This window comes from Thermopolyspora sp. NPDC052614 (genome assembly GCF_040678635.1).
Taxonomy (GTDB): Bacteria; Actinomycetota; Actinomycetes; order Streptosporangiales; family Streptosporangiaceae; genus Thermopolyspora.
The window spans coordinates 31,033-52,853 of the sequence record NZ_JBFATZ010000004.1 but is presented as its reverse complement, the minus strand read 5'-3'; the positions used below and the strand labels follow the sequence as shown (position 1 = coordinate 52,853).

General features: G+C 71.9%; 17 protein-coding genes and 1 pseudogene. 15 read left to right on the top strand and 3 right to left on the bottom strand.

The window, feature by feature from the left end; genetic code table 11:
• Nucleotides 1-60 precede the first annotated feature (60 nt).
• The gene (locus AB0K60_RS09840) at nucleotides 61-537 is read right to left on the bottom strand and encodes a YbaK/EbsC family protein (protein WP_364050763.1); all 477 of its coding nucleotides are present in this window, start codon (nucleotides 535-537) and stop codon (nucleotides 61-63) included.
• Nucleotides 538-705: 168 nt separating this feature from the next.
• Between AB0K60_RS09840 and AB0K60_RS09835 the strand changes: the two genes are divergently transcribed.
• Nucleotides 706-1,521 carry a L,D-transpeptidase family protein gene (locus tag AB0K60_RS09835; protein WP_364050760.1) on the top strand — a complete coding sequence of 272 codons (816 nt, stop codon included), beginning with the start codon at nucleotides 706-708 and terminating at the stop codon, nucleotides 1,519-1,521.
• A gap of 549 nt (nucleotides 1,522-2,070) precedes the next feature.
• Nucleotides 2,071-2,514, top strand: a complete 444-nt coding sequence (locus AB0K60_RS09830) for an SAV_6107 family HEPN domain-containing protein (RefSeq protein WP_364050757.1) — start codon at nucleotides 2,071-2,073, stop codon at nucleotides 2,512-2,514.
• A gap of 447 nt (nucleotides 2,515-2,961) precedes the next feature.
• On the opposite strand, the gene AB0K60_RS09825 is transcribed toward AB0K60_RS09830, so the two are convergent.
• Together AB0K60_RS09825 and AB0K60_RS09820 are read right to left on the bottom strand one after the other, a co-directional pair.
• Nucleotides 2,962-3,456 carry a transcriptional regulator gene (locus AB0K60_RS09825; protein ID WP_364050754.1) on the bottom strand — a complete coding sequence of 165 codons (495 nt, stop codon included), beginning with the start codon at nucleotides 3,454-3,456 and terminating at the stop codon, nucleotides 2,962-2,964.
• A 313-nt stretch (nucleotides 3,457-3,769) separates the two neighbouring features.
• Nucleotides 3,770-5,011 carry an arginine deiminase gene (locus AB0K60_RS09820; protein ID WP_364050751.1) on the bottom strand — a complete coding sequence of 414 codons (1,242 nt, stop codon included), beginning with the start codon at nucleotides 5,009-5,011 and terminating at the stop codon, nucleotides 3,770-3,772.
• Nucleotides 5,012-5,253: 242 nt separating this feature from the next.
• On the opposite strand from AB0K60_RS09820, the gene pyrR reads away from it, so the two are divergent.
• From pyrR to metK, 13 genes and pseudogenes are all read left to right on the top strand, one after another.
• On the top strand, nucleotides 5,254-5,919 hold the full coding sequence (pyrR, locus tag AB0K60_RS09815; protein WP_364050748.1) for a bifunctional pyr operon transcriptional regulator/uracil phosphoribosyltransferase PyrR: 666 nt from the start codon (nucleotides 5,254-5,256) through the stop codon (nucleotides 5,917-5,919).
• Nucleotides 5,916-6,848 carry an aspartate carbamoyltransferase catalytic subunit gene (locus AB0K60_RS09810; RefSeq protein WP_364050745.1) on the top strand — a complete coding sequence of 311 codons (933 nt, stop codon included), beginning with the start codon at nucleotides 5,916-5,918 and terminating at the stop codon, nucleotides 6,846-6,848. Before pyrR ends, AB0K60_RS09810 begins: the two co-directional genes overlap by 4 nt.
• A complete protein-coding gene (locus AB0K60_RS09805; protein WP_364050742.1) occupies nucleotides 6,845-8,158 on the top strand; it encodes a dihydroorotase in 1,314 nt (437 codons plus the stop codon). The genes AB0K60_RS09810 and AB0K60_RS09805 overlap by 4 nt, the downstream gene beginning before the upstream one ends.
• Entirely contained in the window at nucleotides 8,155-9,279 is a 1,125-nt protein-coding gene (carA, locus tag AB0K60_RS09800; protein WP_364050739.1) for a glutamine-hydrolyzing carbamoyl-phosphate synthase small subunit, read from the top strand. The genes AB0K60_RS09805 and carA overlap by 4 nt, the downstream gene beginning before the upstream one ends.
• Entirely contained in the window at nucleotides 9,272-12,562 is a 3,291-nt protein-coding gene (carB, locus tag AB0K60_RS09795; RefSeq protein WP_364050736.1) for a carbamoyl-phosphate synthase large subunit, read from the top strand. The genes carA and carB overlap by 8 nt, the downstream gene beginning before the upstream one ends.
• Before the next feature lie 131 nt (nucleotides 12,563-12,693).
• Nucleotides 12,694-13,521 (top strand): annotated as a pseudogene (locus AB0K60_RS09790) (dihydroorotate dehydrogenase electron transfer subunit); the annotation flags it as partial.
• A gap of 130 nt (nucleotides 13,522-13,651) precedes the next feature.
• Nucleotides 13,652-14,626 carry a dihydroorotate dehydrogenase gene (locus AB0K60_RS09785; protein WP_364050733.1) on the top strand — a complete coding sequence of 325 codons (975 nt, stop codon included), beginning with the start codon at nucleotides 13,652-13,654 and terminating at the stop codon, nucleotides 14,624-14,626.
• Entirely contained in the window at nucleotides 14,623-15,324 is a 702-nt protein-coding gene (pyrF, locus tag AB0K60_RS09780) for an orotidine-5'-phosphate decarboxylase (protein ID WP_364050730.1), read from the top strand. The genes AB0K60_RS09785 and pyrF overlap by 4 nt, the downstream gene beginning before the upstream one ends.
• A gap of 948 nt (nucleotides 15,325-16,272) precedes the next feature.
• The gene (mihF, locus tag AB0K60_RS09775; RefSeq protein ID WP_364050727.1) at nucleotides 16,273-16,596 is read left to right on the top strand and encodes an integration host factor, actinobacterial type; all 324 of its coding nucleotides are present in this window, start codon (nucleotides 16,273-16,275) and stop codon (nucleotides 16,594-16,596) included.
• A gap of 138 nt (nucleotides 16,597-16,734) precedes the next feature.
• Nucleotides 16,735-17,463 (top strand): guanylate kinase, encoded by a 729-nt coding sequence (gmk, locus tag AB0K60_RS09770; protein WP_364050724.1) that lies wholly within the window; start codon nucleotides 16,735-16,737, stop codon nucleotides 17,461-17,463.
• A 163-nt stretch (nucleotides 17,464-17,626) separates the two neighbouring features.
• Nucleotides 17,627-17,890 carry a DNA-directed RNA polymerase subunit omega gene (gene rpoZ / locus AB0K60_RS09765; protein WP_364050721.1) on the top strand — a complete coding sequence of 88 codons (264 nt, stop codon included), beginning with the start codon at nucleotides 17,627-17,629 and terminating at the stop codon, nucleotides 17,888-17,890.
• A 7-nt stretch (nucleotides 17,891-17,897) separates the two neighbouring features.
• Nucleotides 17,898-19,448 carry a bifunctional phosphopantothenoylcysteine decarboxylase/phosphopantothenate synthase gene (locus tag AB0K60_RS09760; protein ID WP_364050718.1) on the top strand — a complete coding sequence of 517 codons (1,551 nt, stop codon included), beginning with the start codon at nucleotides 17,898-17,900 and terminating at the stop codon, nucleotides 19,446-19,448.
• Nucleotides 19,449-19,688: 240 nt separating this feature from the next.
• Nucleotides 19,689-20,882: a methionine adenosyltransferase gene (gene metK / locus AB0K60_RS09755; RefSeq protein ID WP_364050715.1), complete on the top strand. Its 1,194-nt coding sequence runs from the start codon at nucleotides 19,689-19,691 to the stop codon at nucleotides 20,880-20,882.
• Nucleotides 20,883-21,821 lie beyond the last annotated feature (939 nt).

Genomic DNA, 21,821 nt, shown 5'->3' with positions numbered 1-21,821 from the left:
GTCGTGACGCCGTCCACGCCTGTAACGTCGTTTATCGGACGTGTCACGCCTCTTGGCGCGCTATTCGACCTCGACGGGGGTTCCGCCGGTGATGCGGACCAGGTCGTCGAAGGCGATGGGGAAGACGGTGTGCGGGTGCCCGCCCGCGGCCCAGACCTGGTCGTGGCGGGCCAGCCACTTGTCCACCAGGGTGCGGATCGGGGCCGGGTGGCCGACGGGGGCGACGCCGCCGATCGCCTGGCCGGTGGCCTGCCGTACGAACTCGGGGGTGGCCCTGCGCACCCGCTCCGCGCCGACGAGCTGGGCGATGAGGCCGGTGTTCACCCGGTGCGCGCCGCTGGTCAGGACCAGGAGAGGCTCGCCGTCCGCGTCGAAGATCAGGCTGTTCGCGATCGCGCCCACATCGCAGCCGAGCTGGGCCGCCGCGGCGGCGGCGGTCGGCGCGGAGTCGGGCAGTACGACGATCTCGGTGGTCAGCCCGTGCGCACGCAGCGCGTCGGCGACCTTTCGCACGTTCGGCGTCAGCTCTTCCTGCATGCGGTAACTCTAGGCAGATTGACCTTGTTGCGCGATTCGATTACAGCTAGATGACCGGCGCAAGAGACAACGTTGGCAATGCGCTACGTTGCGCGGACGCAGGATGCGGCGCGAGGAAGTGCGCGAGGCGCGAGGAGTGCGCGAGGAGCGCGCGAGGGAGTGGTGGAATTGGCGAGGACACGTCGGCTGGCCGTCGCGGTGCTGGTCACGCTGGGGACCGTGATCGCCTCGGGCGCGACCGCCGCCGAGGCCGCGTCGGGCGTGGCCCTCGACCGGCACGCCCCGCAGGCGGTGACGTTCGCCCCCGCCAGGGTCGCGCCCGGTGATCCGGGCGTGTTCGTCGCGCCGAAGACCACGCTCAAACTGGGCTCCAAGGGCGCGGTGGTGAAACAGCTGCAGGCGCGGCTGAAGGAGCTGGGCTACCTGCCCGGCAAGATCGACGGCCGGTACGGCGGAGCCACCCTGACGGCGGTGTGGGCGTTCCGCAAGGCGCAGGGGCTGCCCGCGTCCAGCAAGATCGGCACCACGGTGTGGCGGGCGCTGGAGAACCCCAAGCCGCCCCGGGTGCTGGTGCCCAACGGCAAGCCGTACCGGGTGGAGGTCAACCTGACCACCCAGCTCATGGTCCTGTACCGGAACAACCGGCCCACGCTGATCAGCCACATCTCCTCGGGCAGCGGCATCCCCTACGTCGAGTGGGCGCAGTGGAACGGCAAGCGGCAGAGGTTCAGCGGCGACGCGCGCACGCCCACCGGGGACTACAAGACCACCTGGCGCCGCTCCGGCTGGCACCGCTCCTACCTGGGCCAGCTCTACAACCCGATCTTCTTCAACGGCGGCATCGCCCTCCACGGAGCGTACTCGGTCCCGCTCTACCCGGCCTCCCACGGGTGCGTGCGCCTGCCCATGCACGTCGCCGAGGTCCTGCCGGACCTCCTGGGCACGGGCGTCCCCGTCCACGTCCGCGGCAAGTTCCGCCGCTGAGGCAATTCACCGGGCCTTCGCCGGGTCTTCTACCGGGTCTTCTACTGGGCCTTCTAAAGGGCTAAAGGGCCGGCCGGTCGGGCCGGCCCTTTTTGTGCCGGGCGGCAGGGGCGTGTTCGTGTGCGCGCCTGGTCTTTCATCGCCGCGCTGATCGTTGACCTTGACGGTTCAGGCGGCGTTTAGGGTGCGTTGATCGAAAGTGTGTTTGGTGTTTCGCTTGACACGGGGAGTGATCGAATCTATGTTCGATCTAGCGGGGGTGGGACTCGCGGCTCACCCCCGCGTCCAGCGGGCGAGCCCCTCGTCGTCGGCGGAGACGGTTCGGGCACGACCCGTCGGGCCGGGCGGGGAGAGGGGAAGCTCCTCGTCCGGCCGCCCATCGGCGGGGCGAAATTGTCGGTGGGATCTGTGAATGTGTGCAGAGCGGGGCGCTTCACGGGAAGCGCCACCACCAAAGGAGGCCGAAATGGCCGGGCGAGGCGAGGAATCACCAGAGGAATCACGGTAGAAGAGTCGCCCGCGTCAGGAAAGGCCGACGAAGGAGGGCCTGTGTCCGAGCACCAGCCAGAGGATCTGGGCGGGCCACGGTTGTCGAGCGCCGTGCGCACCCATCTCGCCGACGCGCGTTCCTGCTTGGCGGAGTCAGCCGCCGCGCGCACCCCGGCCGAGCGTTACGTCGCGGCCCACCTGGCCGCCCTGCGTGCGGCCGCCGCGATCCTGGCCGCACGGCCCAAGCTGATCGACGGGCGACGCCGCCGCCTGCGCAGCGCGTGGGAGCTGCTGCCGGAGGCCGAGCCGAGGCTGGCCGACTGGGCGGCCTACTTCGCGACGAGCGCGAGCAAGCGGGCCGCGGCCGAGGCCGGCATGACCCGCGTCGTGTCGGCGAGGGACGCGGATGAGCTCACGGCCGAGGCGCAGAGGTTCGTGACCACCGTGGAGGTGATTCTGGGGCTTCCCGGCCAGCCCGCGCTGCCGATCACCCTCGCGGGATGACGGGGCGGCCGCCGGTCGCGTGTGGCGGGCCGGGCCGAAGCCGCAGGTGGGCGGGATCGGGGCATTCCCTTTCGGGGTGCGGACCGGGGCTCCGGTCGCGTCACCGCGAGATCGTCGATGTCCTGTGTGGCACGGCCACATGCGCCTTGAGGCGTCCGTCCTCTGCCGCGCGGGCTCAAGGCGGCGTGACCATACCGGTGCCCGGTCGGTCGGAGCGGCTCAGACCGGTGACAGGGCGTTCGGGTCACGTGCGCGGAGCAGGTTCGGATCACGGTCAGACCGGCTTCGCGCGTGTCCGGACGGCCTGGCCGGGTCCCCGGCGAAGTCCTGTGAGGCGAGGTTCGCCGGAGCCGGAGTAGGTCAGACCGTCGGGCGTGGCCGTACCAGGGGGAGGAGAGATCCCGCGGACGGATCCGCGGGGATGCCCCGATCAGCAGGAGTACCCGATCAGAAGGTCTCTATGGCGCGGCGTGCCTCCGCGTCCAGTACGCCCCAGCCGATCAGTTCCTCGGTCAGCTCGCCGGGGGACTTGTCGTAGATGACGGCGAGCGAGCGCAGGTCCTCCTGGCGGATGGACAACACCTTCCCGTTGTAGTCACCGCGCTGGCTCTGGATCGTGGCCGCGTAGCGGGCCAGCGCGCCGGCCTTCTCCTTGGGCAGTTGCGCCAAGCGCTCCAGGTCGATGACGAGCTTCGGCGTCGGGCCGAGCGGGCTCGGCGCCGCTCCGCCCGGCAGCAGTTCGGAGACGGGCACACCGTAGAAGTCGGCCAGCTCGGCCAGCTTCTGCACGGTGACGGCCCGGTCGCCACGCTCGTAGGAGCCCACGACCACGGCCTTCCAGCGACCGCGGGACTTCTCTTCGACTCCGTGCAGGGACAGGCCCTGCTGGGTGCGGATGGCGCGGAGTCGTGCACCCAGAGACTTGGCATAATCAGACGGCATTTGTCTGGCCCCCGGCTTTCTTGTCTGTTCTAACTAGATTGTGCTCCCTTGCCGCGAGTAGACCGACCACCGGGTCGGTGCCAGGGGTGGAGGCACCATCGGTGACCGCTGCGTCGGGTTTTACCCGGGAAGGTCGCGAGTTGCGGTTACGCACAGTGACGGTAAAGGTGTGGACGCCCAAGGTCAAGCTGATTGGAAAAAAGACCCGAATCCCGTCCGGTCCGATCTTGCCAACTCGCCCCGAAAAAGTCTGACTTGTACCGATTTTTGCATGTTGTTTGGTTGACTTGTGACCGCGATTGGGACGCCCCTGTCAGGCGTCCCGCTCCAGCGGGCAGCTCATGCAGCGCGGGCCTCCCCGGCCCCGCCCCAGCTCGCTGCCCCGGATCGCCACGACCTCGATCCCGCGCGACCGCAGGTGGTTGTTGGTCGTCGTGTTGCGCTCGTAGGCGACCACCACGCCCGGCCGCACCGCCAGCACGTTGCAGCCGTCGTCCCACTGCTCCCGCTCGGCCGCGCGCACGTCCTGCGTCGGGGTGAGAATTTCAATGTCGTCCAGGTCAAGCGCCTTGGCGATGGCCCGGTGCATCTCCTCGGGCGGATGATCGGTGACCTTGAGCTCCTTGTCGTTGTCCCCCGGCTCGATCGTGTACGACGGCAGCATGCCGAGCCCCGCGTACTTGGTGAACACGCCGACGTCCACGTTGGTCATGACCGTGTCCAGGTGCATGAACGCCCGCGTCTGCGGCATCCGCAGCGCGACGATGCGCTGCACCGACCCGGCGGCGAACAGCCTGCGCGCCAGCATCTCCACCGCCTGCGGCTGGGTCCGCTCGCTCATCCCGACCAGCACCGCGCCGTTGCCGATCACCATCACGTCCCCGCCCTCGATCGTGGCGGGCGCGCTGGCCATGCCCTCGTTCCACACGTGGAAGCCGCCCTCGCCCGGCCGGCCGTACCCGGGGGCGAACATGGGGTGCCAGCGGTAGATCGCCTCCATGTGCACGGTCTCGCGCCTGCGGGCCTTCTTGCGCATCGGGTTGATCGACACCCCGTCGTACACCCAGCAGGAGGTGTCGCGGGTGAACAGGTGGTTGGGCAGCGGCGTCAGCACGAAGTCGTCCGGGTCCAGCGTGTGGAACGCCAGGCTCTTGGGCGCGGCGCCCCGCTCGGCCATCTCGCGCTTGGTGATGCCGCCGATCAGGTACTCCTGCAGCGTGGGCGCGTCCATCGCCTCCAGCACGGCCCGGATCGCGTCGGTGGCCAGCGGGCCGAACCACCGCTCGTCCACGATCGCGGACAGGATGTGCTCGCGCGCCTCGGGGATCTCCAGGGTCTCGCGCAGCAGGTCCGCCAGCAGGTGGACGACGACGCCGTGGTCCCGCAGCACCTGCTGGAACTCCTCGTGCTCCTCGATCGCCCGTGCCACCCACGGGATGTCGTCGAACAGCAGCTCGTCCTTGTTGCTCGGGGTGAGCCGCTTGAGCGCCAGCTCGGGCCGGTGGAGCAGGACCCGGCGCAGCCGGCCCACCTCCGAGTCGACGTGGAAGGTCATCGCATGCCTCCGGGGTCGTCCGAGTCGTCCGAAGGGTACCCGCCGTCGTCCCGCCCTCCCACGGCCCGGCGAGGGCGGGACGCGGAGCGTTCGCTGCGGGCTGCTAACGTGTGGGGCGAGACAGGCCGCCGAGCCGGACGCCGTGAACGGGCCGACCGGAGCGGGCCGGCGAGGCGACCTCGATCGCGATCACTGCTTCCTTTAAGACCCGTCCCGTGAGGCGGGAAAGGTGGTGCGTCTCATTGGCCGATGCCATTCCGCATGCCCACGATCATCCTCGCGCGCCGGACGGCGCCCGCGACGGGCGTGACGAATCCCACTCCGATTCCGGCCAGGCTTCCGGTCCGGCTTCCGGTCCTACGCCCCAGGCACCCCGCGCGGTCCTGGAGGGTCCCGACATCAACCGCGCGCTGATCCGGATCGCGCACGAGATCCTGGAACGCACTAAGGGCGCCGACGACGTCGTGCTGCTGGGCATCCCCACCCGCGGGGTCCAGCTCGCCGCCCGCCTCGCCGGGCACATCGAGCAGTTCGAGGGCGCCAAGGTGCCCGTCGGCTCGCTCGACGTCACCATGTACCGCGACGACCTGCGGCTGCGCCCCGCCCGCGCGCTCGGCGCCACCCGGCTGCCGTCCGCCGGGATCGACGACCGCGTCGTCGTCCTCGTCGACGACGTGCTCTACTCCGGCCGCACCGTGCGCGCCGCCCTCGACGCGCTCAACGACCTCGGCCGCCCCCGCGCCGTGCAGCTCGCCGCCCTGGTCGACCGCGGCCACCGCGAGCTGCCCATCCGCGCCGACTACGTCGGCAAGAACCTGCCGACCGCCAAGTCCGAGACCGTCAAGGTCTACCTGAACGAGGTCGACGACCGCGACGCCGTGGTTCTGATCAAGAAGGAGGGCGCATGAGGCGTCATCTGATCTCCGCGGCCGACCTGTCCAAGGACGACGCGCTGCTCATCCTCGACACCGCCGAGGAGCTCGCCGCCGTCTCCGAGCGGTCGGTGAAGAAGCTGCCGACGCTGCGCGGCCGTACCGTGGTGAACCTGTTCTTCGAGGACTCCACCCGCACCCGCATCTCCTTCGAGGCCGCCGCCAAGCGGCTGTCCGCCGACGTGATCAACTTCTCGGCGAAGGGCTCCAGCGTCTCCAAGGGCGAGAGCCTCAAGGACACCGCGCTCACCCTGGAGGCGATGGGCGCCGACGCGGTCGTCATCCGGCACAGCGCCTCGGGGGCCCCGCACCGGCTCGCCACCTGGGTGCGCGGCAGCGTGCTCAACGCCGGGGACGGCACCCACGAGCACCCCACCCAGGCGCTGCTGGACGCGTTCACCATGCGCCGCAGGCTCGGGCGGCTGGACGGCCGCCGCATCACGATCGTCGGCGACGTCCTGCACAGCCGGGTGGCACGCTCCAACGTGCTGCTGCTGAACACCCTCGGCGCCGAGGTCACGCTGGTGGCCCCGCCCACACTGCTGCCGGTGTCGGTGGAGACCTGGCCGTGCGAGGTCTCCTACGACCTGGACGCGGTGCTGCCCAAGTCGGACGCGGTGATGATGCTGCGCGTGCAGCGCGAGCGGATGAACGCCGCCTACTTCCCCTCCGCCCGGGAGTACAGCCGCCGCTACGGGCTCGACCCCGACCGGCTGGCGAAGATGCCCGACGAGGCGCTGGTGATGCATCCGGGACCGATGAACCGCGGCATGGAGATCGCCGCCGACGTGGCCGACAGCGCCCGCTCCACGATCGTGGAGCAGGTGACCAACGGCGTGACCATCCGCATGGCCGTGCTGTATCTCCTGCTCGGAGGCGCGGCGCTCGAAGGGGGAGAGCAGTGAGCACCGGCGGGGAGTACCTGATCAAGGGGGCGCGGGTCCTCGGCGGCGAGGCGGCCGACCTGCTGCTGCGCGACGGCGTCGTCGCCGCCGTCGGGCCGGACGCCGCGTCGGAGGCGGCGGCGCACGTGATCGACGCCGACGGGCTGATCGCCCTGCCCGGCCTCGTCGATCTGCACACCCACCTGCGCGAGCCCGGCCGCGAGGACGCCGAGACCGTCGAGACCGGCACCGCCGCCGCCGCGCTCGGCGGCTTCACCGCCGTGCACGCGATGGCGAACACCAGCCCCGTCGCCGACACCGCCGGAGTCGTCGAGCAGGTGTGGCGGCTCGGCCGCCAGGCCGGCCACTGCGACGTCCAGCCCGTCGGCGCCGTCACCACCGGCCTCGGCGGCGCCATGCTCGCCGAGCTCGGCGCGATGGCCGACTCCGCCGCCCGGGTGCGGGTGTTCTCCGACGACGGCAGGTGCGTCTCCGACGCGGTGCTGATGCGCCGGGCCCTGGAGTACGTCAAGGCGTTCGACGGCGTCATCGCCCAGCACGCCCAGGAGCCCCGGCTCACCGAGGGCGCGCAGATGAACGAGGGCGTCGTCTCCGGACGGCTCGGCCTGGTCGGCTGGCCCGCCGTCGCCGAGGAGGCGATCATCGCCCGGGACTGCCTGCTCGCCGCGCACGTCGGCTCCCGGCTGCACGTCTGCCACGTCTCCACCGCCGGATCGGTGGAGATCCTGCGCTGGGCCAAGTCCAAGGGCTGGAACGTCACCGCCGAGGTGACCCCGCACCACCTGCTGCTCACCGACGAGCTCGTCGAGTCCTCGCCGCTGGGCTCGTACAACCCGATCTACAAGGTGAACCCGCCGCTGCGCACCCGCGAGGACGTCGAGGCGCTGCGCGCCGCGCTCGCCGACGGCACCATCGACTGCGTCGCCACCGACCACGCCCCCCACCCGGTCGAGGACAAGGAGACCGAGTGGGACGCCGCGGCGATGGGCATGATCGGCCTGGAGACGGCGCTTTCGGTGGTGCAGCGGGCGATGGTCGAGACCGGCCTGCTCGACTGGGCGGGGGTCGCCGACCGCATGTCCGCACGGCCCGCCGCCATCGGCCGCCTGAGCGGCCACGGACGGCCGATCCGGCCCGGAGAGGTGGCGAACATCACCCTGTACGACCCCTCGGCGTCGCGCCGCGTGGAGCCGTCCGGCTTCGCCTCCCGCAGCCGCAACACCCCCTACACCGGCCTGACCCTGCCCGGCCGCGTCGTGGCCACGTTCCTGCGCGGCCGGCCCACCGTTCTGGAAGGAAAACTGCAATGAGCGCGCTGCTCGTGCTGGAGGACGGCCGGGCGTTCCGCGGCGAGCCGTACGGCGCGGTGGGGGAGACCTTCGGCGAGATGGTGTTCAACACCGGCATGACCGGCTACCAGGAGACCCTCACCGACCCCTCCTACCACGGCCAGATCGTCGCGATGACCGCGCCGCACATCGGCAACACCGGCGTCAACGACGAGGACCCCGAGTCCGGCCGCGTCTGGGTCGCCGGGTACGTGGTGCGCGAGCCGTCGCGCATCCCGTCGAACTGGCGCTCGCGGCGCACGCTGGAGGACGAGCTGCGCGCCCAGGGGATCGTCGGCATCGCCATGCCCGGCACCCGGGCCCTCACCCGGCATCTGCGCGAGCGCGGCGCGATGCGCGCCGGGGTGTTCTCCGGCGACGCCCTCGCGGGCGTGGACGAGCTCGTCGAGCGCGTACGGCGCAGCCCCTCGATGGTCGGCGCGGACCTCGCCCGCCAGGTGTCCACGGCCGAGCCGTACGTGGTCAAGGCGCACGGCGCGACCCGCCACCGGGTGGCCGCGCTCGACCTCGGCATCAAGGCGATGACGCCGTACCGCATGGCCGAGCGCGGCTGCGAGGTGCACGTGCTGCCCGCCACCGCGACCGCCGCCGACATCCTCGCCCTAGACCCCGACGGCGTCTTCCTGTCCAACGGCCCCGGCGACCCGGCGGCGGCCGACTACGCCGTCGAGGCCGTCACCGGCGTGCTGCGGGCGGGCAGGCCGGTGTTCGGCATCTGCTTCGGCAACCAGATCCTCGGCCGCGCCCTCGGCCTCGGCACCTACAAGCTCCGCTACGGCCACCGCGGCGTCAACCAGCCGGTCAAGGACCGGCGCACCGGGAGGGTGCACATCACCAGCCACAACCACGGCTTCGCCGTACAGGCGCCGCTGGACGGCCCGTTCGACACCCCGTACGGCCGGGCCGAGGTCAGCCACGTCAACCTCAACGACGACTGCGTCGAGGGCCTGCGGCTGCTCGACTACCCGGCGTTCAGCGTCCAGTACCACCCCGAGGCGGCGGCCGGGCCGCACGACGCCAAGGGCCTGTTCGACGAGTTCTGCGCCCTCATGGAGCAGGGCAGGGGAGGCGCGCATGCCTAGGCGTACGGACATCGAGTCGATCCTGGTCATCGGCTCGGGACCGATCGTGATCGGCCAGGCGTGCGAGTTCGACTACTCCGGCACCCAGGCCTGCCGGGTGCTGCGCGCCGAGGGCTTCCGCGTGATCCTCGTCAACAGCAACCCGGCGACGATCATGACGGACCCGGAGTTCGCCGACGCCACGTACGTCGAGCCGATCACCCCCGACATCGTCGAGAAGATCATCGAGAAGGAGCGGCCGGACGCCCTGCTGCCCACCCTCGGCGGCCAGACGGCCCTCAACACCGCCGTCGCCCTGCACGAGTCCGGGGTCCTCGAACGCCACGGCGTCGAGCTGATCGGCGCCGACATCGAGGCGATCCGCGCCGGCGAGGACCGCGACCGCTTCAAGGCGGTCGTCGCCAAGGTCGCGGCCGAGCACGGCCTCAACGCCGAGTCGGCCCGCTCGGCGATCTGCCACACCCTCGACGAGTGCCTCGCCGCCGCCGCGGACCTCGGCTACCCGGTCGTGGTACGGCCCAGCTTCACCATGGGCGGCGCCGGCTCCGGCTTCGCCCACGACGAGGCCGAGCTGCGCCGCATCGCCGGGGCGGGCCTCGACGCCTCGCCGACCACCGAGGTGCTCCTGGAGGAGTCGATCCTCGGCTGGAAGGAGTACGAGCTGGAGGTGATGCGCGACCGGGCCGACAACGTCGTGATCGTCTGCTCGATCGAGAACGTCGACCCGATGGGCGTGCACACCGGCGACAGCGTCACCGTCGCCCCGGCGATGACGCTCACCGACCGCGAGTACCAGAACATGCGCGACGTGGCGATCGCGGTCATCCGCGAGGTCGGCGTCGACACCGGCGGCTGCAACATCCAGTTCGCCGTGGACCCCCGCACCGGCCGCATGATCGTCATCGAGATGAACCCGCGCGTGTCGCGGTCCTCGGCGCTGGCGTCGAAGGCCACCGGCTTCCCCATCGCGAAGATCGCGGCCCGGCTCGCCGTCGGCTACACCCTCGACGAGATCCCCAACGACATCACCCGCGAGACCCCGGCCTCGTTCGAGCCGGCGCTCGACTACGTGGTGGTGAAGGTGCCCCGGTTCGCGTTCGAGAAGTTCGCCGGGGCCGACGAGACGCTCACCACGCACATGAAGTCGGTGGGCGAGGCGATGGCGATCGGCCGGTCGTTCCCCGAGGCGCTCCAGAAGGCCCTCAGATCGCTTGAGCGCAAGGACACGTCGTTCTCCTGGTCGCGGGAGCCCGGCGACCTCGACGAGCTGCTGAGCGCCTGCCGGACCCCGCACGACGGGCGGCTGCGCACCATGCACCGGGCGATCAGGGCCGGGGCGACCCTCCGGCAGCTGCACGAGGCCACCGCCATCGACCCCTGGTTCATCGACCAGCTTTTCGCCATCGAGGAGGAGGCGCGCGCCCTGGCGTCCGGCGACCTGACCGCGGACGCGCTCGTCAGGGCCAAGCGGCACGGCTTCTCCGACGCGCAGATCGGCGAGATCCGCGGCATGTCCGAACAGGTCGTCCGGGAGCTGCGGCACGCGCTCGGCGTGCGGCCGGTCTACAACACCGTGGACACCTGCGCCGCCGAGTTCGCCGCCCGCACGCCGTACCTGTACTCCACCTACGACGAGGAGACCGAGGTCCCGCACGGCGACCGGCCCAAGGTGATCATCCTGGGCAGCGGGCCGAACCGCATCGGGCAGGGCATCGAGTTCGACTACGCGTGCGTGCACGCCTCGTTCGAGCTGGCGAAGGCGGGCTACGAGACCGTCATGGTCAACTGCAACCCCGAGACGGTCTCCACCGACTACGACACCAGCGACCGGCTCTACTTCGAGCCGCTGACGCTGGAGGACGTGCTGGAGGTCGTGCACGCCGAGACCGCGACCGGCCCCGTCGCCGGGGTGATCGTGCAGCTCGGCGGGCAGACGCCGCTCGGGCTCGCGCAGGCGCTCAAGGACGCCGGGGTGCCGGTCGTCGGCACCTCGCCGGAGTCGATCCACCTCGCCGAGGAGCGCGGCGCGTTCGGCCGGGTGCTCGCCGAGGCCGGGCTCGCCGCGCCCAGGCACGGCACCGCCGTCAGCGTCGCCGAGGCCGAGGCGATCGCCGCCGAGATCGGCTACCCGGTGCTGGTGCGGCCCTCGTACGTGCTCGGCGGTGCCGGGATGGCGATCGTGTACGACGACGACACGCTGCGCGCGTACATGACCCGGGCGGTGAGCGACCACGACCACCCGATCCTGGTGGACCGGTTCCTCGACGAGGCCATCGAGATCGACGTGGACGCGCTGTTCGACGGCGAGGAGCTCTACCTCGGCGGCGTGATGGAGCACATCGAGGAGGCCGGCATCCACTCCGGCGACTCGGCGTGCGCGCTGCCGCCGATCACGCTCGGCGGGCACGACGTCAAGCGCATCCGGGCCGCGACCGAGGCGATCGCGCGCGGCGTCGGGGCGCGGGGGCTGCTCAACGTGCAGTACGCGGTGTCGGCCGGGGCGCTGTTCGTGCTGGAGGCCAATCCGCGGGCGAGCCGTACGGTGCCGTTCGTGTCGAAGGCGACCGCGGTGCCGCTGGCGAAGGCGGCGGCCCGGATCATGCTCGGCGCCACGATCGCGGACCTGCGCGCCGAGGGCATGCTGCCCGCCGAGGGCGACGGCGGCACGCTGCCGCTGGACGCCCCCATCGCGGTCAAGGAGGCCGTGCTGCCGTTCAACCGGTTCCACGGCGTGGACACCGTGCTCGGGCCGGAGATGCGCTCCACGGGCGAGGTGATGGGCGTCGACGAGGTGTTCGGCACCGCGTTCGCCAAGTCCCAGGCCGCCGCGTACGGGGAGCTGCCCACCAAGGGCCGCGCGTTCGTCTCGGTGGCCAACCGCGACAAAAGGGCGATGATCTTCCCGGTGAAGGCGCTCGCCGACCTCGGATTCGAGATCCTCGCCACCGAGGGCACCGCCGAGGTGCTGCGCCGCAACGGCGTCCATGCCAAGATCGTGCGAAAGCAGGGCGACGGGCCCGGGCCGGACGGCGAGCCGACCGTGGTGCGCCGCATCCTCGACGGCGAGGTGGACCTCATCGTGAACACGCCCTTCGGCAGCCCGGGGCAGTCCGGCCCGCGGCTGGACGGCTACGAGATCCGGACCGCGGCGGTGCTACGCGGCATCCCGTGCGTCACCACCGTGCAGGGACTCGCCGCGGCGGTCCAGGGCATCCAGGCCATGATCAGAGGCGATGTGGGCGTACGGTCGCTCCAGGAACACGCACGGCGGCTCCGGGGTTGATCGAGGTTGACCTGCCCGGCGTCGGCGGGTCTTTGACGGTGAGGGGAGTGCAGACGGCAAAGTTGGGCTGACAGATCGAGCGAGCGAGGGCGCGTGCTCCGGCGGAGGTGAGACAGACGGCTGCTAGTCCGGTGCAGGTGACCGGCACGGTGCTGACGACGCGCCGCGTCGACGCCTACCATGCGCTCACCGTCGTCGCCCCCGGCATCGCCGAGCGCTTCCGCCCCGGCCACTTCGTCACCGTCGCGGTGGGCGGCGCGTGGTCCTCGACGCTCGCCCGCCGCGCCTTCTCGGTGCACGACGTCAAGCCCGACTACGGCGGCACGGTGGAGTTCGTCTTCACCGTGCGCGGCCCCGGCACGGCGTGGCTCGCCGAGCGCAAGGCGCGCGACACGCTCGACCTGGTCGGCCCGCTCGGCCGCCCCTTTCCGCTGCCCCGCGACCCGGTGAACTGCGTCCTGGTCGGCGGCGAGTACGGCACCGCCACCCTGTTCGCCCTCGCCGACCTGCTGCAGCGGCGGGGCTGCCGCGTCGACTTCGTGCTGGGCGCGGCGAGCGCCGACCGGGTGTTCGGCGCGCTGCGCGCCCGGCGCATGGGCGAGACGACGACGCTGACGACCGAGGACGGCTCGCTGGGCGTACGGGGCAGGGTGACCGACGTGCTGCCCGCCGTGATCGCCGACACGCGCGCCGACGTGGTGTACGCGTGCGGCCCGATGGCGACCCTGCGCGGGGTCGCCGCGGTGGCGATCGAGTTCGACATCCCCGTGCAGGTCGCGGTGGAGCAGCAGATGGTCTGCGGCATCGGGGTGTGCATGTCGTGCGTGCTGCCGGTGATCGGCGAGGACGGGGTCACGCGCATGGTGCGCTCGTGCGTGGACGGCCCGGTGTTCCGCGGCGAGCGGGTGCGCTTCGAGGACATCGGCACGATCCCGTTCGATGCCCTGGGCGCTCCGGGCGCTCCCGGGACATCGGGGGCCTTGGGTGCTCCGGGGGCCTCGGGGGCCTCGGGGGCCTCGGGGGCTTCGGGTGCTTCAGGGACGCCGGGCGTGCGCGCCCAGCACGACGGCGGCCAGACAGGGAACCGACATGTCAGTTGATATGCGGACCTACCTGGCACACGTCGAACTCGCCAACCCGATCACGACGGCCGCCGGATGCGCGGGCTCCGGGCGCGAGCTGGCCCAGTTCTTCGACCTGAACCGGCTCGGCGCGCTGGTCACCCGCACGATCACGATGGCCCCGAGATCGGGCCGCCCCACCCCGCGCACCGCCGAGACGCCCTCCGGCCTGCTCAACGCCGTCGGCCTGCAGGGGCCGGGCATCGACGCCTTCCTCGACCGCGAGCTGCCCTGGCTCGCCGAGCGCGGCGTCACCACGATCGTCTCCATCGGCGGAGGCAGCGTCGCCGAATACGGCGCGCTGGCCCGGCGGCTGGCCGACGCCCCCGGCGTGACGGCGATCGAGGTGAACCTATCCTGCCCCAACGTCGAGGACCGCGGGCGGGTTTTCGCCAGAGACGGCGCCGCCGCCGCCGAGGTGATCGCCTCGGTCCGCGCCTCCAGCCGGTACGACACGCCGGTGATCGCCAAGCTCTCGCCGGACGTGGCCGACGTGGTGACCGTCGCCCGCGCCTGCGTCGACGGGGGCGCCGACGCGCTCTCCATGATCAACACGCCGCTCGGCATGAGCATCGACGTGGACACCATGCGCCCGGCCCTCGCCGCCGGGACCGGGGGGCTGTCCGGGCCCGCCGTACGGCCGCTGGCGGTGCGCTGCCTGTGGCAGGTGCACGCCGCGCTGCCCGGCGTGCCCATCGTCGGCATGGGCGGCGTCATGACCGGCCGCGACGCGCTGGAGCTGATCCTGGCGGGCGCCTGCGTCGTCGGGGTCGGCACCGCCGTCTTCCACGACCCCTACGCCTGCCTGCGCATCCTGCGCGAGCTGGAGGACCTGCTGCACAAACGCGGCTTCGAGCGGCTGGCCGACGCCGTGGGCCTCGCCCACCGCCCGCCGGGCTCCGGCGCCCGAGGCCGTACCGATCTTGAGGAGAGTTCGCTGTGACGCCCGCCCCCATCGCCGTCGCGCTGGACGCGCCCGACCTGGAGACCGCCGCCCGCTGGGCCGGCCTGGTCACCCCCCACGTCAGCACCGTGAAGGTGGGTCTTGAACTGTACCTGCGCTACGGCCCCGACGTGATCGCCTCGGTGCGCGGGGCGAGCGGCGTACGGGTCTTCCTCGACCTGAAGCTGCACGACATCCCCAACACCGTCGCCGGGGCGACCCGCGCCGTCGCCCGCTTCAAGCCCGCCATCCTCACCGTGCACGCCGCCGGCGGCGCCGCCATGATCCGCGCCGCCGTCGAGGCCGCCCCGCAGACCCAGATCGCGGCCGTGACGGTGCTGACGTCGCTCACCGCCGACGATCTCGGCGCGGTCGGCCTCCGAGGCCCGGCCACCGACGCCGCCCGCCGCCTGGCGGCCCTGGCGGTCGGCGCGGGCGCCCAGGCGCTGGTGTGCTCCCCGCACGAGGTCGCCGACGTCCGCGCCGAGGTCGGCCCGGACATCACCCTCATCACCCCGGGCGTACGCCCCGCCGGCGCCGACACCCAGGACCAGGCCCGCGTCGCCACGCCGGAGGAGGCCCTCGCCGCCGGCGCCGACCTGCTCGTCATCGGCCGCCCCATCACCGGCTCCGCCGACCCCGGCGCCGCCGCCGCGGGCATCGCCGCCGCCCTCCGCCGCCGCGTCGCCCCCCGCTGAGCAGCCGGTCCCGCCGACCCGGTGCCGCTGCCCTCCGCCGCGTCGTCGCCTCCGCTGGACAGCCGCCTCCGGCGAGCCGTGGGGAACCCTGGCGATCGGCTGCTGATCACCGATGTGGTCCCGGTGGTGGCCGGTGACGACCATGCCGTCGGGCCCTTGCGCCGACGGCCGTCCATGCGCCCTCTGGGGGCCTGGCAGGCCGTCGCGCGGGTCCGGGCGATCACCGACACCGCGGCGCATTCGCCCGACGTGGCGTCCCGCCGCCCGCCTCTGAGGCCCCCGGAGACCCACCCGGCCGGAGCCGGGCGTCCTTATCTCGCGCGGGTTGTCTTGTGAAAAATCTCTCACCGACCCCGGCCCGCGTCCGCCGGGCCGGGGCCTTGGCCGACGGCGCGCATGACGTCCCAGGGCCGGACTCGGGCGGACCGGGAAGGCCGTGGCGCGGGCCGTCGGCGGCGTGGCGGAGCGGCGGGTCGGGGGTCTGCGAAGCCGAGCGCCGGATACGGAGAGTAACCAGAACCTGGTTCGAATTGGTTCTCGAAATTCGGATATATCGGACTATTGATGTGCGTTCAACGGCCCTTTCGGAGCGCTTCCGACCCCCTTCTCGGGGGCTCGCGGGGCCGGTCGAAAGCCTTGCCGGGACCTGTCGGAGGGGCGCGGCGGAGGTTCTCGCGTTCGCGAGGAGACGGCCCGAGGGGCGCGCGACGGTGCCGCCCTGCGGCCCGCCGAGGGGTCTGGAGCGTCCGCCGGGCGGGGCTGCGGAGGCCGCCGGAAATCCGGATGGTGGGGGGCTTTTGGTAGACGGAACGTACATTTCCAGTCACGGAACGACATGAACGAGATTTTGTAAGGGGATAAACCTCCTTTGACGTTGCCTGAAGGCCAAAGACCAGCTAGTTTCCCCTCCCGTCCGAGTACATCGACAGAAATTCGAGGTGACCCGGCGTGGCTCTTCCTCCTCTGACCCCCGAGCAGCGCGCCGCAGCCCTGGAGAAGGCTGCCAAGGCCCGCAAAGAGCGTGCCGAGGTCAAGAACCGGCTCAAGCATGGCGCGGTTTCTCTGGCTGAGGTGCTGAAAGACGGGCAGGCCGACGACGTCATCGGAAAGATGAAGGTGTCGGCGTTGCTGGAGTCGCTACCCGGCGTGGGCAAGGTCCGCGCCAAGCAGCTCATGGAGCGGCTCGGTATCGCCGAGTCCCGGCGTGTGCGGGGACTCGGGGCAAACCAGCGTTCCGCCCTGGAGCGCGAGTTCGGCGGGGCCGAGGCCTGATCGGCTCCGACCGGACGGTCGACCCCGCGTGAGTGGGCGGTGCGTGCGAACCGGTAGGTTCGGCAGCGTCCCACTCGCGGCGCCTCCGCGAGAGGCGGCGTGAGCGGGGATGGTCTACGGGGGGATGAAGTGACCGGCATGTCCTGGTCCGGCGAAGGCCGGATTCACGCGACCGTCGCGGCGCACGCCGCGGGGGGTCCGACGAGGGCCGCCCGCGACGGCTTCGAGACGGGCGCCGGTGAGCTTCCCTCCCGCAACGGCCACCCGGAGGAGACGGCATCCGTGCACGGGCGCTTCTCCGGGCCGACCGGCAACCGCCTGACGGTCCTGTCCGGGCCGTCGGGCGTGGGTAAGTCCACGGTCGTCGCCGAGCTCCGGCGGACACACCCCGAGGTGTGGCTGTCGGTCTCGGTGACCACCCGGAGGCCTCGCCCGGGCGAGACCGACGGGGTGGAGTACCACTTCGTGGACGACGTGGAGTTCGACCGCCTGGTGGCCGCCGGCGAACTGCTCGAATGGGCGGAGTTCGCCGGCAACCGGTACGGCACGCCCGCCGGGCCGGTCATCGAGCGGCTGAACTCGGGCGTCCCCACGCTGCTGGAGATCGACCTGCAGGGCGCGCGGCAGGTCCGCGCGGCCATGCCCGAGGCCCTGCTGGTCTTCCTCGCCCCGCCGAGCTGGCAGGTCCTTGAGGAGCGGCTGCGCGGCCGGGGCACCGAGCCCGAGGACGTGATCGCGCGGCGGCTGGCCGCCGGACGCGTCGAGATGGCCGCCGAGCCGGAGTTCGACATCACCCTGGTCAACACATCGGTCCAGGACGTGTGCGAGCGGCTGATAGCCTTGATGAGGGTCCACAGCGTCCGATGATCGATTCGCCGTCCGGGTACGGCGAGCGGTCGCCCGGCGGGATCGAAGCCCGGCGGCACCCATCGGTCACCTCTGGCACGACCGCAGCCGGTTCGCCGGACGGAGGTCCGCCGCGGCGTGAGCGACCCGCCCGACAGCTCTCACCGACATGGGGGACGACAACGTGCCAGGTACTGCCCCGGTTGCCGAAGGCATCACCAACCCGCCGATCGACCAGCTGCTCGACGTCGTCGACAGCAAGTACAGCCTGGTGATCATGGGGGCGAAGCGCGCCCGCCAGATCAACGCCTACTACTCGCAGCTCGGCGAGGGCCTGCTGGAGTACGTGGGACCCCTGGTGGAGACGCACGCCCAGGAGAAGCCGCTGTCCATCGCGCTGCGCGAGGTCGCCGAAGGGCTGCTCACCTCCGAGCCGGTGGAAAGCTGACCCTCCGATGACCGCTCCCGGTGCCCCGTCTCCGGGCGCGTCGCGGGGTCCGTCCCAGGGCTCGTCTCAGGGTTCGTCGCGGGGCTCCTCGGGGGGCTCGTCGCCCGCCGCCGATCGGCCGCGGGTCGTTCTCGGCGTCGGCGGCGGGATCGCCGCCTACAAGGCGTGCGAGCTGCTGCGGCTGTTCACCGAGTCGGGCCACGACGTGCGCGTGGTGCCGACGCGCGACGCGCTGCGTTTCGTCGGCGCGCCCACCTGGGCCGCGCTGTCCGGGCACCCCGTGTCCGCCGAGGTGTGGGACGACGTGCACGAGGTTCCGCACGTGCGCATCGGCCAGGAGGCCGACCTGGTGGTGGTCGCGCCGGCCACCGCCGACCTGCTCGCCAAGGCCGCCCACGGCCTCGCCGGCGACCTGCTCACCGGAACCCTGCTGACCGCCCGCTGCCCGGTCGTGTTCGCCCCGGCGATGCACACCGAGATGTGGGAGCACCCGGCCACCCGCGCCAACGTCGCCACCCTGCGCGAGCGCGGTTCGCTCGTGCTCGACCCCGCCGTGGGCAGGCTCACCGGGGCCGACACCGGGCGCGGCCGCCTGCCCGACCCGGCCGACATCTTCGCGTACTGCCGCGAGGTGCTGGCCTCGAACGCCGGTTCCCGCGGCGGACGGGATTCCGGCGTCCATGCCTCAGACGCCGGTGTCGCCGATGCCCGTGCTTCCGACGCCGGTGTTTCCGGCGTCCCTGCTTCCGACGCCGGGGTGTCCGAGGTTCATGCCTCCGATGCCGGGGTTTCCGGTGGCCAGGCCGACCTCGGTCCTGTGGCTCCGGGCCGAGGGGACCCGGCGAGCGGCGGTTTGGGCCGGGGCGTGTCGGACCGAGGTGACCTCGCGGCCCGGCGTGTGGTGGTCACGGCGGGAGGGACCCGGGAGGCCATCGACCCGGTGCGCTTCATCGGCAACCGCTCCTCCGGGCTGCAGGGCTACGCCCTGGCCGAGACGGCGGCGGCGCGGGGGGCCGAGGTCACGCTGATCTCGGCGAACGTGGCGCTGGCCGATCCCGAGGGCGTGAAGGTGATCCGCGTGGAGTCCGCGCTCGACATGCGGGCGGCGGTGCTTGAGGCCGCCACGCACGCGGACGCGGTCGTCATGGCCGCGGCGGTCGCCGATTTCCGCCCCGCCGTACAGGCGGAGTCGAAAATCAAGAAATCGGATGCCGAGCCCGAACCCATTCATTTGGTGAAAAATCCAGACATCTTGGCTGAATTGTGTGATCGTCGCCGGGACGGGGACGAGAACATGCCGCCGGTGATCGTGGGGTTCGCCGCCGAGACCGACGACGTGCTCGCGAACGGCCGCGCCAAACTCCGCCGCAAGGGATGCGACCTGCTGGTGGTCAACCAGGTCGGCGCGAATCTCGCGTTCGGGACCCCGGACAACGCCGCCGTCGTGCTCGGCGCCGACGGTTCCGCGGTCGAAATTCCCAAAGGGCCCAAACATGCTCTCGCCACCGTGGTGTGGGACCTGGTGGCCGCGCGATTGCCGGAGCCGGAGCGGGGCTGACCGATCGTTTACCGGCCCGGTGAGCCGAAATTGAGACGGTTCTCATTGTGGCTGTTTCGCTGCGCGCCGGGACGTGAGGCTAGACTCGGCGAAGCGCCATGAGCGCGGGACGAGGCAGCCGAGCCGGGCACGGTCGCTGCGGAATGGCGGTGAATCCCGCCCGGACAGGCGACTCGCCCGCCGACCGGCGCCAGCACGCCCCCCTATCCGTCAGCAGCCGCTGCATGAGGAGCCACTGAGTTGTCCCGCCGCCTGTTCACATCCGAGTCGGTGACCGAAGGCCACCCGGACAAGATCGCCGACCAGATCAGCGACGCGATTCTCGACGCCATGCTGAAGGACGACCCGAAGAGCCGGGTCGCCGTCGAGACGATGATCACCACGGGTCAGGTCCACGTCGCGGGCGAGGTGACCACGGAGACGTACGTCGACATTCCCGGCGTCATCCGGGAGAAGATCCTGGAGATCGGCTACGACGCCTCCCACAAGGGCTTCGACGGGGCCTCGTGCGGCGTGTCGGTGTCCATCGGCGCCCAGTCGCCGGACATCGCCCAGGGCGTGGACGACGCCTACGAGCACCGCGAGGGCGAGGGGGCCGACGAGCTCGACCGCCAGGGCGCCGGCGACCAGGGCCTCATGTTCGGGTACGCGTGCCGGGAGACCCCCGAGCTGATGCCGCTGCCGATCATGCTCGCGCACCGCATGGCGCGCCGGCTGTCCGAGGCCCGTAAGACCGGCAACATCCCCTACCTGCGTCCGGACGGCAAGACCCAGGTCACGATCGAGTACGACGGGGACCGCCCGGTCCGCCTCGACACCGTGGTGGTCTCCACGCAGCACGCCCCGGAGATCGACCTGCGGGAGATGCTCACCCCGGACATCCGCGAGCACGTCGTCGAGCCGCTGCTCGCCGACCTCGACCTCGACGTGTCGAACTACCGGCTGCTGGTCAACCCCACCGGCCGCTTCGAGATCGGCGGCCCGATGGGCGACGCGGGCCTCACCGGCCGCAAGATCATCATTGACACCTACGGCGGCATGGCCCGGCACGGCGGCGGCGCCTTCTCCGGCAAGGACCCCTCCAAGGTGGACCGCTCGGCCGCGTACGCGATGCGCTGGGTGGCCAAGAACGTGGTCGCCGCCGGCCTCGCCGACCGCTGCGAGGTCCAGGTCGCCTACGCCATCGGCAAGGCGAAGCCGGTGGGCCTGTTCGTGGAGTGCTTCGGCACCGAGAAGATCGACGTCGACCGCATCCAGGACGCGGTGCTCGCCACCTTCGACCTGCGCCCCGCCGCGATCATCCGCGACCTCGACCTGCTGCGCCCCATCTACTCCCAGACGGCCGCCTACGGCCACTTCGGCCGCGAGGAGCCCAACTTCTCCTGGGAGCGCACCGACCGCGCCGAAGCGTTGAAGCAGGCCGCGGGCCTCTGAACGACGCCTCTCCGGCCAACCGGACCGGCCCGTCCCGGGCCGGTCCCCTTGCACCCACGTCCAGCGGGTATCGCGACCCGCCCTGATGTGGGCATCCCGCCCCCGACCCGTCGGATGTATGGATGGCGGCGGCTCGGACCGCCGACCGGCCGCCGGGCGAATGAACGGGGCCGCAGCCCGCTTGGCCCGGTCCACGTGCCCTCGGCGCAGCCGACCGCTTCCCGACGCCGGGGTCCGGCCGATGACGCTTCGGTGGGCTCGGCGGGGGTTTCCCATCTGGGTCGGCCCGTAAGCGACGATTTCCTCCCTCCGGCGGCCGGTTCGTGTCGCCTGAGCCGCAAACCGCCGCTCGCCCGGGGCGAGGCCGTCCGTGCCGCATGCCGCCGGGCGTGCCGCGCATCGGCGTCGATGGGGACCCTGGCGACCGCCCTTCACCTGGTCGGTCTTCGGCTCGACCGACACGCGGAAGTCACCGCCGCGCCTCAATCGGCAAGGGCACGGCAGCGCGACGAGACGACCATGCCATGCCGTTCCTGCGGCGGACTGGCGAAGGTGTTCGGCGACGAACCGCCCCGCGACGCCCGCAACGCCCTGCAGACCTACATGGCCCGCCTGCGCCAGGCGCTGGGCGCGGACGGCGTGCTCACCCGCCCGCCCGGCTACCTCCTCGACCTGCCGCCCGACGCCGTGGACGCGACGCGCTTCGGCGCTCTGATCGCCCGCGCCGCCGAGCGCGGCGTCGCCGCCGGCGACCGCCTGGCCCTGCTGGAGGAGGCGCTCGGGCTGTGGCGCGGCCCCGCGCTCGCCGCATTCGGCTTCCCGTACGCCCAGGCGCACGGCGAGACGCGCGCCTGGATTCGCACATGGATTGTCGTGCACACGCGAACCGGCCCCCCACCCGTACCATGCCGGGCCTTTGTCGTGCGGTCGGCCGTCCTG

What these genes read in the sequence shown, in the direction of transcription:
- AB0K60_RS09825 (WP_364050754.1), bottom strand. Translation starts at nt 3,456, where the DNA reads ATGCCGTCTGATTATGCCAAGTCTCTGGGTGCACGACTCCGCGCCATC.
- AB0K60_RS09820 (WP_364050751.1), bottom strand. Translation starts at nt 5,011, where the DNA reads ATGACCTTCCACGTCGACTCGGAGGTGGGCCGGCTGCGCCGGGTCCTG.
- carB (WP_364050736.1), top strand. Translation starts at nt 9,272, where the DNA reads ATGCCTAGGCGTACGGACATCGAGTCGATCCTGGTCATCGGCTCGGGA.
- AB0K60_RS09810 (WP_364050745.1), top strand. Translation starts at nt 5,916, where the DNA reads ATGAGGCGTCATCTGATCTCCGCGGCCGACCTGTCCAAGGACGACGCG.
- AB0K60_RS09785 (WP_364050733.1), top strand. Translation starts at nt 13,652, where the DNA reads ATGTCAGTTGATATGCGGACCTACCTGGCACACGTCGAACTCGCCAAC.
- AB0K60_RS09760 (WP_364050718.1), top strand. Translation starts at nt 17,898, where the DNA reads ATGACCGCTCCCGGTGCCCCGTCTCCGGGCGCGTCGCGGGGTCCGTCC.
- AB0K60_RS09840 (WP_364050763.1), bottom strand. Translation starts at nt 537, where the DNA reads ATGCAGGAAGAGCTGACGCCGAACGTGCGAAAGGTCGCCGACGCGCTG.
- carA (WP_364050739.1), top strand. Translation starts at nt 8,155, where the DNA reads ATGAGCGCGCTGCTCGTGCTGGAGGACGGCCGGGCGTTCCGCGGCGAG.
- gmk (WP_364050724.1), top strand. Translation starts at nt 16,735, where the DNA reads ATGTCCTGGTCCGGCGAAGGCCGGATTCACGCGACCGTCGCGGCGCAC.